General features: G+C 66.9%; 10 protein-coding genes. 3 read left to right on the top strand and 7 right to left on the bottom strand.

From position 1 onward, the window contains the following. Positions 1-44: 44 nt before the first annotated feature. From AC1D1Y_RS02670 to AC1D1Y_RS02640, 7 genes are all read right to left on the bottom strand, one after another. Entirely contained in the window at positions 45-1,652 is a 1,608-nt protein-coding gene (locus AC1D1Y_RS02670) for an alkaline phosphatase D family protein (RefSeq protein WP_477681046.1), read from the bottom strand. A gap of 16 nt (positions 1,653-1,668) precedes the next feature. Beyond that, complete coding sequence (locus AC1D1Y_RS02665) at positions 1,669-2,442, bottom strand: 5'/3'-nucleotidase SurE (protein WP_477680995.1); 774 nt, start codon at positions 2,440-2,442, stop codon at positions 1,669-1,671. A gap of 8 nt (positions 2,443-2,450) precedes the next feature. Next, positions 2,451-3,734: an acetoin dehydrogenase dihydrolipoyllysine-residue acetyltransferase subunit gene (locus AC1D1Y_RS02660; protein ID WP_477680994.1), complete on the bottom strand. Its 1,284-nt coding sequence runs from the start codon at positions 3,732-3,734 to the stop codon at positions 2,451-2,453. Between the two features lie 2 nt (positions 3,735-3,736). Continuing rightward, positions 3,737-4,735, bottom strand: a complete 999-nt coding sequence (locus tag AC1D1Y_RS02655) for an alpha-ketoacid dehydrogenase subunit beta (RefSeq protein WP_477680993.1) — start codon at positions 4,733-4,735, stop codon at positions 3,737-3,739. Further along, positions 4,728-5,753, bottom strand: a complete 1,026-nt coding sequence (locus AC1D1Y_RS02650) for a thiamine pyrophosphate-dependent dehydrogenase E1 component subunit alpha (RefSeq protein WP_477680992.1) — start codon at positions 5,751-5,753, stop codon at positions 4,728-4,730. The genes AC1D1Y_RS02655 and AC1D1Y_RS02650 overlap by 8 nt, the downstream gene beginning before the upstream one ends. Next, complete coding sequence (locus AC1D1Y_RS02645; protein ID WP_477680991.1) at positions 5,750-7,078, bottom strand: NAD(P)H-dependent oxidoreductase; 1,329 nt, start codon at positions 7,076-7,078, stop codon at positions 5,750-5,752. Before AC1D1Y_RS02645 ends, AC1D1Y_RS02650 begins: the two co-directional genes overlap by 4 nt. Positions 7,079-7,265: 187 nt before the next feature. Continuing rightward, positions 7,266-8,312, bottom strand: coding sequence for a sugar-binding transcriptional regulator (locus AC1D1Y_RS02640; RefSeq protein ID WP_477680990.1), 1,047 nt, complete (start codon positions 8,310-8,312; stop codon positions 7,266-7,268). A gap of 133 nt (positions 8,313-8,445) precedes the next feature. Here AC1D1Y_RS02640 and AC1D1Y_RS02635 point away from each other — a divergent pair, with 133 nt between their 5' ends. From AC1D1Y_RS02635 to AC1D1Y_RS02625, 3 genes are read left to right on the top strand one after another with little or no spacing between them, the layout of a single operon-like run. After that, entirely contained in the window at positions 8,446-9,300 is an 855-nt protein-coding gene (locus tag AC1D1Y_RS02635) for a hypothetical protein (RefSeq protein ID WP_477680989.1), read from the top strand. Further along, a complete protein-coding gene (locus tag AC1D1Y_RS02630; RefSeq protein ID WP_477680988.1) occupies positions 9,300-10,508 on the top strand; it encodes an AGE family epimerase/isomerase in 1,209 nt (402 codons plus the stop codon). The genes AC1D1Y_RS02635 and AC1D1Y_RS02630 overlap by 1 nt, the downstream gene beginning before the upstream one ends. After that, positions 10,505-12,163 (top strand): Na/Pi cotransporter family protein, encoded by a 1,659-nt coding sequence (locus AC1D1Y_RS02625; protein ID WP_477652656.1) that lies wholly within the window; start codon positions 10,505-10,507, stop codon positions 12,161-12,163. The genes AC1D1Y_RS02630 and AC1D1Y_RS02625 overlap by 4 nt, the downstream gene beginning before the upstream one ends. The last annotated feature ends 17 nt before the right edge of the window (positions 12,164-12,180 follow it).

Raw genomic sequence — 12,180 nt, 5'->3', positions numbered from 1 at the left:
ATTTAGTTATCAAATACGGTCACGGAAAAACCTGGCAACTTCGGCTATTGGGGCGCTATGACCTCCGTATGGAGCACGACCCCCTCAAGATCACACAGCTTGACGGTCAGGCAGCGCGAGACGGGATCAATCTCCACCTCGCCAAAAAACTGGTAGCCGGCGGCTGGGCTGGCGCCGCGCACCGGTGAGGCGCGCGAGTAGCGCACCTGGTTGCCGAAAGTCGCATCGGGGTTGAAGGGCCCGTAGGAGCCCGCGTGCAGCGGCCCCGAGACAAACTCCCAGAAGGGCAGGAAGTCCTTGAACACCGCCTGCTCGGGATCGAAATAATGCGCGGCCGTGTAATGCACGTCGGCGCAGAGCCAGACGATGTTGTGGATGGCATTGGTCTTGATGAAGGACAGCAGGCCGGCCAGTTCGATCTCGCGGCCGCTGGGCTCGCCGTCGTCGCCGTTGGCCACGCCCTGCCACTTGACCCGTCCGTCGGCGTCATGGCCGTCGGCGACGTTGGTGCCTATGGGCATACCCGCCGCGATGACCTTCCATTGCGCGGTGGACGCGAGCAGTTCCTGCTGCAGCCACTGGACCTGCGCTTCACCGAGGAAAGCCGTACCTGGGCCCTCGGTCTGCGTGTTGTGCGAATTCGGCCCGCGGTGCGTCTGCATGTCGACGACAAACACGTCGAGCAGCGGCCCGTACTGCACGCGCCGGTACAGCAGGCCGGCGCCGCCGAAGCCTTCGAGCGGCATGGGCGAGTATTCGCGGAAGGCGCGGGCGGCCGTCGCGGCCAGCAGCTTGAGGTCCTTGCCCACATAACGCTTGTCGCGCATCAGGTCCAGCGAGGGCGACCAGTTGTTGACGACCTCGTGGTCGTCCCACATGATGATTTGCGGCACCTCGGCGCAAAACTTCGTGAAATGCGGATCCAGCCAGTTGTAGCGGAAGTTGCCTCGGTAGTCCTCAATGCTTTCGGCGACGCGGGTCTTGGCCAGGGTCACCACATTGGTCCAGCTGCGGCCGCGTTCGTCGTCGACGCGGTGCTGCAGCGGATGGTCGGCGTAAATCGTGTCGCCGCAGTGCACGAAAAAATCGAGTTCGCGCCGGCGTATGGTTTCAAACATTTTCAGGCCGCCCCACTCGGGGTTGATGCCGAAACCCTGGCCGTTGACGTCGGCCGACCAGGCAAAACGGATGGGCCGCGCGGTATCGGGCGCGGAGCGGAAGCTCGAGCGCCGCACCCAGGGCCCGGCATGCGCGGCCTCCAGCCCGTGGGCGGTCACGACCAGCGAAATCGTCGCATTGCGCGGCAGGCCCGAGAGCGCCAGCCGTGTGGTGTAGTCGGTCACTTCGAGTGCCTGCGGCGCGCGCAGCGTGTGCCACGGGCCGGCCTCGCCGTCCGCGCTCCAGGCGATCTCGACGTCGGCCGCATAGGGCAGGCGCGCCCAGACAATGGCCGCGTCGCCGCTGACCTCGCCTATCTGGATGCCGCTGACCTGGCTATCGTCGACCAGCGGCAGGTGCTTCTTGGCGGTGACCGCCGGCCGGGGCCCGACCCGCGCGCGCATGCCGTCCGACAGCTCCTTGAGCGCCAGGGGCAGGTCCAGCGGGCTTGGCAGGTGGCGCAAGACCTTGAGGGGCAAGTCGAAGGGGTTCATGGCCAAAGCGGTCTCGTCATGAGTGGGTGGTGGATAACAGGGCGGCGTCGTTGATGCCGTCCAGCAGCGAGTCTTCCAGGCTAGCGTAGCCATTCCAGCGCAGTCGGTAAACCGTCGCAAACCCTGCTTCGAGCTGCGATTGCTCGTCGCCAGCCAGCGTTGCACCGGCACGGCCCTTGTCGTAGCGCAGGACCGTCGTGTCGGGCCCGGCTTTCTCGGCGCTGATCGCGGCCGCGATCTTGGCCCGGCCCGGCGCCGCATGGCGCAGGGGCGCGGGCAGCACGGCCGGCAGGTTGATGCTGAGCCAGGTGTCGGGATGGTGCCATTCGTCCAGGGTTTCGCCGAAATGCCGCACCAGGCGCTCCAGCCAGGCGGCGACCTCGGGCGCTTCAAAATCACTGCCCTTGGGCGCGGAGAAGCCTATGGCGGGCACACCCCAGAAGCTCGCCTCGCGCGCAATCGCCATGGTGCCCGAGTAGGCGATGTCCTCGGCTATGTTGCGGCCGTCGTTGATGCCCGAGAGCACCAGCGTGGGTTTGTGCGAGTCGGCGAACAGCCAGGCAAAGGCCGCGATCGCGCAGTCGGCCGGTGTGCCCGAGCAGGCATAGCGCCGCACACCCAGGCGAGTCATGGTGAAGGGCTCGTGCAGCGAAATGCTGTGGCCCTTGCTGCTGCGCTTGTCCTGCGGCGCGACCACCCAGACGTCGTCGCTGAGGCTGGAAGCGGCGCGCTCCAGGGCGGCCAGCCCCGGCGAGAAATGTCCGTCGTCGTTGCTGACAAGAATTCGCATGGCCGTTCTCACGTGGGGTGGAGGGAAGATGCGGCGAAAGCCGCCGCGCCCAGCTGCTGCCGCACCAGGGCCGCGACCAGCGGCGCCGCCTCGATCTGCGGCAGATGGCCTGTCGCCGGCAAGGTGTGCAGCGCCACGTTGCCCGGCAGGCCCTCGGCCTGGTGTATCGGCAGCACGCGGTCCAGCCTACCCCAGAGCAGTTTCACCGGCATGACAAGCCCCTCCAGGCGGCTGCGCAAGGACTCGGCCTGGGTGCCGTCGGGCAACAGGCTGGCCGCCATGGCGGTCAGGCCGGCGCGTTTGGTCTCGTTGCCGAGTTCCTGCAGGGCCGTCGCGACAAAAGAGCCGCTCAGGCGCGAGGCGTCGCCGAACAGCTGGGCCAGCCAGGGGCGCAGGCTGGCTTCGCTGTTCGCGCGCAGGATGCCGTCGACAAAAGCGCCATTGATCTCGGGGCCCAGCCCGGCCGGGGCCAGCAGGGTCAGGGAGCGCAGGCGGGAACCGAGCAGGCCTGTGAGTGCCAAGGCCGTGCCGCCCCCCATGGAATGGCCCAGCAGGTGGACTTCGTTGATGCCTTCGCTGTCCAGCCGGTCCAGCACGGCTTGCGCGACGGCGGCGAAATTGGGCGTCTCCGCGCGCAGCGACTTGCCGTGGTTGGGCAGGTCTATGCCCAGCACCGGAAGGTCGCGCAGCTGGTCGGCCAGCAGGCGCCAGGACCCCTGCGAGGTGCCGAAACCGTGGAGCAGCACCAGGGGCGCACCCTCGCGGCGTGAAAACCAGTGCAGGTTCAGGGCGCCTGTGGAAGCCTGGCCTGCGGGGCGTTTGGTGCCGGCAAGGTCGGCGGCCAGCACACGGCCTTCGGGGCCGGAGCCGCTGACTTTGGTCAAATCAATGCCGCGCTCACGCGCGAGGCTGCGGGCCAGCGGTGTGGCGCGCAGCAGCGTGGATATTCCCGCGGCAGCCACTGTGGGCGCAGCTTGAGCGACAACCGGCACAAGCGCTTCAGCCACGGCCTGCGGCGCATCGGGTGCCACACCGGCAGTGGGCACCGCCTCCCCAGGCTGCAGGATCCAGCCGACGATCTGCCCGACCGGCATGGTCACGCCGACCACGCCATCTATGCCTTGCACAATGCCGTCGGCCGCCGCGTCAATCTCCATCGTCGCCTTGTCGGTCTCGATCTCGAACACGACCTGGCCCTTGGTGACGGTGTCGCCGTTCTTCACATACCAGTGCGCGATCTTGCCTTCGCTCATGTCCATGTCGACGCGCGGCAGTATCAGTTCCACCGCCATGCTCAGGCCCTCACCAGCAGTGAACGTTTCACCGCCGCGACAATGTCGGGCACCTGGGGCACCGCGGCTTTTTCGAGTTCGGGGTTGTAGGGCAAGGGGCAGTCGGCGCCGCCCAAGCGGATGATGGGCGCGTCCAACCGGTCGAAGGCCGAACTCTCGGCGATCATCGCGCTGACCTCGGCGCCTATGCCCAGCTGCTTGGTGCCTTCATAGACACAGACCAGTCGCGTGGTCTTGCTCACACTCCTGATCAGCGTGGAATGGTCCAGCGGACGCAGCGAACGCAGATCGACCACCTCGGCCGAAATACCCTGCGCCGCCAGCAGCTCGGCGGCCTCCAGCGCGCGGTGCACCATGATGGCGGTCGCGGCAATCGTGATGTCGCTGCCTTCGCGGCGCACCCGCGCCTCGTGCAGCGGCTCGGTGTAATAGCCTTCGGGCACCGGACCCTTCATCTTGTAGAGCAGCTTGTGCTCGAAGAACATCACCGGGTCCAGGTCCTCGATGGCGGCCAGCAGCATGCCCTTGGCGTCATGCGGCGTCGAGGGCTGCACCACCTTGAGGCCGGGCACGTGGGCAAACCAGGCTTCCAGGCTCTGGCTGTGCTGGGCCGCGGCGCCGGTGCCGGATCCGCTGGGGAAACGCATGACCAACGGCACCGAAGCCTTGCCGCCCAGCATGAAACGCATCTTGGCGGCCTGGTTGACGATCTGCTCCATCGCCAGCGAGGCGAAGTCGGAGAACTGGAATTCATAGACCGGCCGGCGCCCCATCAGGGCAGCGCCCACCGCGACGCCCGCGCCGCCGAGTTCGGAGATCGGCGTGTCCATCACGCGCTCCTCGCCGAAGCGCTGCACCAGGTCGCCGGTGACCTGGAAGGCGCCGCCGTAAACGCCGATGTCCTCGCCCATCAGGAACACGCGCTCGTCGCGCTCCATCGCGATGCCCAGGGCTTCCTGGATGGCCTGCGAATAAGTCAGTTCACGCACTGCTTCAGCCATGGGCGGCCTCCGCCACGGGCGCGGCATAGACAAAATCCGTCAGGCTGGCGATGTCGGGCGCCGGGCTGTCTTTCGCGAACTCCACCGCGTCCTCGATTTCCTGTTCCACGCTTTTCACCAGTGCATCCACTTCATCCTGTTCAATCATTCCGTGCCTGAGCAAGTCCTGCTCGAAGAGCACGATGGGGTCGCGTTCAACCCAGGACTCGATCTCTTCTTTGGTCCGGTAGCGGTTGCGGTCGCTCTTGGAGTGGCCGCGGTGGCGATAGGTCAGGCATTCGATCAGGGTCGGGCCGCCGCCGCTGCGCGCGCGTTCAATCGCCGCGTGCGCCGCTTCGGCGACGTCGGCAAAGCTGTTGCCGTCGACCGTGAGGCCGGGCATGTCGTAGGCCAGCGCGCGCGTGGCGATCTTCTTCACCGCGGTGGAGCGCTCGGTCGAGGTCGACATGCCGTACTTGTTGTTCTCGCAGACAAAGACCACGGGCAGCTTCCAGATCGCCGCCATGTTCAGGCCTTCGTGAAAAGCGCCTTCGTTGTTGGCGCCATCGCCGAAGAAGCAGACCACGACGTTGGGCTTTTTCATCTGCTTGAGTGCCAGTGCCGCGCCGACCGCGATCGGGATGCCGCCGCCCACGATGCCGTTAGCGCCCAGGTTGCCGCCCGCCACGTCGGCGATGTGCATGGAGCCGCCGCGGCCGCGGCAGTAGCCGGTGTCCTTGCCGAAAAATTCGGCGAACATGTATTTGGGTTCCGCGCCCTTGGCAATGCAGTGGCCGTGGCCGCGGTGCGTGGAGGTGATGCAGTCCGCCGCGCCCAGGTTGATGCCGACGCCGACGGCGCTGGCCTCCTGGCCTATCGACAAGTGCATGGTGCCGTGCACCAGGCCGCGCATATAGGCTTGCTCGGCGCCTTCTTCAAAGCGGCGAATCAGCACCATCTGGCGCAGCGCCTTGTGCAGGGCCGCCTTGCCCAGGCGCGTGTAAGCCTCGGGGACAGTGGGTTTGAGCACGGCGTTCATGCGTGCTCCAGCACGCCGTAGACCAGCTCGTCCTGGCGACGGCGCAGCTCGACGATGCGCGAATCCGGGTCGACCGCGACATTCGCGTAGGTCAGCAGCTCGCCCTTGCGGATGTGCGCCGTCACCGTGCCGCGCTCGATCAGGCCGCAAGGCACAGCGTTCTTGGCGCGCGCGTCGCCGGCCGCCATGGCCCAGGCGCGGTAGGTGTATTCGCCGATCGCGTCCAGCCGGTCGCCGGGCTTCAGGTCGCACTTGGCCAGCGCGCAGACCTCGGCCGTGGGCCTGGGCAGCGGCGCCATGTCGGCGCGGCCGTAGAGCACGGCGCGCGCGCAGGTCAGCGGCACTTCCAGGCTGCACAAGTGGTAAGGCCGGTAGAAGGTGTAGTAGGGGCCGGTGCCGAGCTTGAGGTAGTCCATGCGCTCGCGCAGGCGCGGGTGCGCCATCTCGGCGACCACAAACACGCCGGGCGCCACGCCCTTGCCGACGGTGTAGTCGACCACGCCCTTGCGCGTGAGGATGCCGCCGTCGGCGACCGGGCACAGCACCTTGTGCAAATCTTCCAGGGAGGCATTGGGGCCGTGCATGCCGGCAATATCGGGCACCAGCCCGGTCGCGTTGGCGATCGCCGACATCTCGACGGCCGTCTTGGAGCCGTCGACGAACTCGACCAGCATGCGCGGGTTCAGCCCCTTGCCCAGGGCTTCCTCGGTGTAGTCGTCGGGCGTCGCGTCGACGTTGAGCGGGTTGTTCTTGCCCTTGCCGGCGGCAATCACCGGATAGCCCAGCGCCGAGACGAAGTTGATCAGCTCGATGGCCGCGCTCGGCTCGTCGCCCGCGCCCAGCGAATAGATCACGCCCAGGCGATCGGCTTCGTGCTTGAGGTAGGCGCCTATGGTGACGTCGGCCTCGACGTTCATCATCACCAGGTGTTTGCCGTGCTCCATGGCGGTCAGGCCGATCTGCGCGCCGACGGCGGGTTTGCCGGTCGCGTCGACGACCACGTCGATCAGGCCACAGGCGCAGACCAGCTGCGCGTCCTGCGTGATGGCGACGCGGCGCTCGCGTATCGCCTGCTCCAGCGCGCTGGCCGTGTTGACGACGCGGTGCGCGTCGGCGGTGTGGCCGGCCGAGGCCAGCGCGGCGACAGCGGCCGGCACGTTGATGTCGGCAATCGCCGCGACCACGATGCCGCGCATCTGCAGCACCTGGGTCACGATGTCCGTTCCCATCATTCCCGAGCCGATCAGGCCTATGCGCACCGGTTTGCCCGAAGCCTCGAGCCTGAGCAGGTCAGCGGCCAGGCCGCTGGGCGTAAAACCATTCATCCAATACCCCATTTCGTCGATTTGAAAGACCGGTACGGCGCTAGTTCAAATCCCGCGCTTGTGTACATTTGATCTTAATCTTATACTTATGTACATCATGAGCGCAAGCAAAAACCACCGGCCGATGTCGAATCAGCCGCGATTTAGGGGTAATCCCCGAGAGGTGGGAGAAGCCTGGGCCGGCGCTTCAGCCGGCCTGGCCGGCGAGCTTGATCAGCGCGCGAGCGGCATGTTCATCGGTGATCAGCGTGGTGGGCTTGATCAGGCGCAGCGCGCCCAGCAGGGCCTCGGCCTTGCCGACGCCGCCCGAGGCCAGGATGCGCTGCGGCACGGCCTTGAGCGTCTCGACGGGCACCGACATCACGCGGCCCTGGACAGGGTCATTGATGAGTTCGCCCTTGCGGTCGTAATAGTGGAACAGCAGATCGCCCACCGCACCCATTTTGACGACGCGGCGGCGCAGGTCTTCGGGCATCACGCCGTAGCGGTAGGCCGTGCCTTCGGGCGACACGTCGCCGACGCTCACCAGCACGGCGTCCAGCAATTTGGCGTTGTCGAAGACCTCGCCCAGGCCGCAATGGTCGATGAGCGTCTGCCGCGTCTGCGGCGAATCGACGACGGCAGGCGCCGTCATCAAATAGCATTCGGCCTGGAACAGGCTGGAAAACCGCCAGGCGAACTCGGAAGGGTTGAAGCGCCTGACCTTGGTGATGCCGCCCAGCAATGAGATCACGCCGAGGTCGGCAACCGGCGCCTCGCTCATGAAGCGCAGCGATTCATGCAGCGTGCGGCCCCAGCCCAGGCCTATGCGCATGCCGGGGCGCAGCAGGCCGGCCATGTACTGGCCGGTGGCCGCAGCGATGGGAACGGTGGCATCGACATCGGCATCCGACACCGGCGCCACCACCGCCTCGCCCAGGCCGAAGAGTTTTTCGAGCTCGCGCTCCAGCGCGATGCATTCGGGCACACCGGTCTCTATGCTGAACTTGATTTCGTTGCGCTCGCGCAGGTCGGACAGCAGCCGCACCACGGTGACCCGGCCTATGCCGAGCCGCTGCGCGATCTCGTTTTGCGTCATCTCCTCGACAAAATACATCCAGGCCACGCGCAGGCGCATGCGCTTGTTGCGCTGGCTGGGCCCCGCACCCGCGAGCGGCGCGTCCGCTTCGGCCGCGGCGGTTTGCGGCTGCGTGGCGGCTTTGCCTTCGGCTGGGGTTTTCGCGGGTTTGGGCAAGGCGGCTCCTGATTCTGGGGAAGTGACCGATTTGGCCAATTTGGTCAATTTAGGCCGGTTTGGGGTGCAAAATCAGGCTTCAGGCCCTCTCCGTCCGGCTGTCATGCTAACGTAAACCATTGATGGGATTTTCATGACACACAACATATTGCCCACCGCCCGCCCGGCCCGCAGCGTCCAGCCGACGCGCACCGCTGTGCAGCTGGCGCTCAAGGACGAACTGCGCACCTTCGGCTTCAACCTGCAGCGCGGCGCGCACTGGCTGCTGCAGGATGTCGGCAGCAGTCTGGTCAAGCAGGCCGAGCCGCGCAACGAGGCCGGCACGCTGCACAAGCTGCACCACCTGATCGACTCGACGGCCCAGGCCACCTTCTCCACGCTGCAGGTCGCGCAGCAAGCCGCGGCCGTCGCCGTGCTGCCGGACGCCGCCTACCGTACCCTGCACTTTGAACTGCAGCCCCTGGCTGATTTTTTCCGGCAGAGCGACGCGAAGAATCCGTCGCAGCATTTCACCAATGCCTTTTACTGGCTGTTGCGCCACGCCCTGGCCGGCAAGGCCGGCAGCGCGCTGATCGCGCGCCAGCAGGCGATCGACGAGGCTTTCTGGCAGGTGCTGGAGCAGCATGCCGGACTGGTCGCCCGCGCGCAGGAGGCCAAAGCCTCGCCGCGCGACCACGCCGCGCTGTGCGCCGCCGTGCTGCGGGCCCTGGTCGCGGCGCGCCCGGTGCGCGACGCCAGCCTGCCGCCCTGGGCCGGCCAGCCGGCGCAGCAGCCCGAAGCATCCACGGCCCTGCCCGAGCTGCTCACGGTCGTGGTCGCCGTCGGCCTGGCGAAAAGCGGCGACAATCCCACCCCCGACGTCGGCGAGCGCCTGCGCCTGGCCGCACAACTCGTCACCGCGCGCCTGCCGCTGCTGGAGGCCGCGCTGCAGCAGCCCGACGACCAGCACCTGACCGCTGAACTCGCTTTTTTATTCCGCCACGCTTGATGCCCCCAGAGTCCTTCCCTTCCTTTCTTGCCGACACGCGCCGACACGCAAAACACTGGCTGTTTGAGTCTGCCCTGCCCCTGTGGTGGGAGCGCGGTGCGGACCATGAGGGAGGCGGCTTCCATGAAAAGCTGGGCCAGGACGGCCAGGCCATCGGCAAGCCGGTGCGCGTGCGAGTGCAGGCGCGGCAAACCTATGTCTATGCCCGCGCCGGCGCCCTCGGCTGGACCGGCCCCTGGCAGGCGGCCATGCGGCACGGCCTGTCTTTCACGCTGTCGCGTTATCCCCGGCCCGACGGCCTGTTCCGCAGCACGCTGGACACCACCGACGAAAGCGTGGACCTCTACGACCAGGCTTTTGTGCTGTTCGCGCTGGCCCATGCCTACGAAGCCGAAGGCCGGCCGCCGGAATTGCTGGACACCGCGCAAACCCTGCTTCGGCGGATCGATGCCGCGTTGGCGCATGAGGGCGGCGGCTATTACGACGGCTTGCCGCATCAGCCCATCCTCAAATCCAACCCGCTCATGCATTTGCTCGAAGCCCTGCTGGCCTGGGTGGCCCTGGGGATTGAGGGCGGGTTCCGCGCGGCGGCCCTGGCGCTGTGCAAGCTGGCCACCACACGGTTGATCAACCCCGCCAACGGTGCGGTCGGTGAACTCTTCACCGCCGGCTGGGCCCCGCTGGGCGAGCCCCATGAGCGCATGTACGAGCCCGGCCACCAGTTCGAATGGGCTTACCTGCTGCTGCAAGCCGAAACTTTGCTGGGTATTGACGCACGCCGCGAAGCCATCGCGCTTGAGGCCTTCGGCCGCGGCTTCGGCATTGATTCCGCGCGGCAAGTCGCATTGTTCGCCGTCAACGAAGCCGGCCACCCCGTGGACCGCCGGGCGCGGCTGTGGGCGCAGACCGAGAGGCTCAGGACTTCGCTGCTGTTCGCCGCGCAAGGTATGGGCGACACGGCCGGGACCGAGGCTTTCCAGGCCGCCGCGGCCGGCAGCTTTGCCGGCTTGATGCGTTTCCTCGCCACCGACGTGCCCGGCCTCTGGCATGAATGGCAGCGGGAAGACGGCGGCTTCGAGCTCGCGCCCTCGCCGGCCTCCTCGCTTTACCACCTGATGACCGGCCTCGAAGGCCTGTTGACTCCCCTGGCTCCCCTGACACCTGCGGCACATCGCCCGGGCCCTGTAGAACGGACAATCACCGCATGAAGCATTTGTTGAATCTCCTGGCGGCCATCGCGCTGCTGGTCTGGGGCACCCACCTGGTACGCACCGGCATCCTGCGCGTTTTCGGCGCCAACCTGCGCCACGTGCTGGCCGTCAGCATCAGCAACCGGCTTGCCGCCGCGGTCTCGGGCATAGGCGTCACGGCGCTGGTGCAGTCCAGCACCGCCACCTCGCTGATCGTCTCCTCCTTCGTCGGCCAGGGCCTGGTCACCCTGCCGCTGGCGCTGGCCGTCATGCTGGGCGCGGACGTGGGCACCAGCCTGATGGCCGTGGTGTTCTCCTTCGATCTGTCCTGGCTGTCGCCGCTCTTCATCTTTGTCGGCGTGGTGCTGTTCATCTCGCGCCAGGACACCAACGTCGGCCGCGTGGGCCGCGTGCTGATAGGCCTGGGCCTGATGCTGCTGGCGCTGCGCCTGGTCACGGCCTCCACCGAAGTCCTCACGCAGGCGCCGGCCGTCAAGGCCCTGCTGGCCTCGCTGAGCAGCGACCTGCTGCTCGAGATCACCGCCGGCGCCTTCCTGGCCGTGGTGTCTTATTCCAGCCTGGCCATCGTCCTGCTCACGGCCACGCTGGCCGCCTCGGGCGTGATCCCCATCGACGTGGCGCTGGGCCTGGTGCTGGGCGCCAACCTCGGCAGCGGCCTGCTGGCCGTGCTGACCACGTTGCGCTCACCCGTGGAAGTGCGGCAGGTGCCCCTGGGCAACCTGCTGTTCAAGCTGCTGGGCATCGTGATCGCCGCGCCCCTGATCGGCCTGTGGCTGCGCCATGTGCGGCCCTACCTGGGTGAGGCGGCCACCGTGGTCGTGTTGTTCCACCTGGCCTTCAACATGCTGGTGGGCGCGGTCTTCATAGGCTGGACGCAGGTGATCGCGCGCTGGGTCGAAAAACTGCTGCCCAAGCCCGAAAAGAACAAGGCCGGCGGCCGGCCCCAACACCTGGACCCTTCGGCCCTGGCCACGCCCTCGCTGGCGATCTCCTGCGCGGCGCGTGAGGCGCTGCACCAGGCCGACGTGGTGGAAAGCATGCTGCTGGGCGTGCTGCAAGTCATACGCAACAACGACCTCAAGCTGGCCGAAGACCTGCGCAAGATGGACGACGCCGTCGACGAGCTGTATTCGTCGATCAAGTACTACCTGACCAAGATCTCGCGCGAGGCGCTGGCCGAAGAGGAAAGCCGCCGCTGGACCGACATCATCAGCTTCACCATCAACATGGAGCAGATCGGCGACATCATCGAACGCGTGCTGATCGACATCGAAGACAAGAAGATCAAGCCGGGCCGCAGTTTCTCGGAAGCCGGCATGGCTGAGATCGTCGAGCTGCATGAACGCCTGGTGGACAACCTGCGCCTGGGCATGAGCGTGTTCCTCAACGGCACGGTGCGCGACGCGCAAAAACTGCTCGAGGAAAAAGCCCGTTTCCGCGACCTGGAGCGCGCCTACGCCACCACCCACCTGGGCCGGCTCTCGGCCAACACGGTGCAAAGCCTGGAAACCAGTTCGCTGCACATCGACCTGATCAGCGAACTCAAGCGCATCAACTCGCACATCTGCTCGATCGCCTACCCGATCCTCGACTCGGCTGGTGCGCTCGCGCCCAACCGGCTGCGTGCTTCCGCGCTGACCGACCAGGTCTGAGAATTTTTTCTAACGCC

This window comes from Polaromonas sp. P1_G1 (assembly GCF_056405595.1).
The sequence above is the reverse complement of the archived record's forward strand: the minus strand, read 5'-3'. Positions and strand labels throughout refer to the sequence as shown.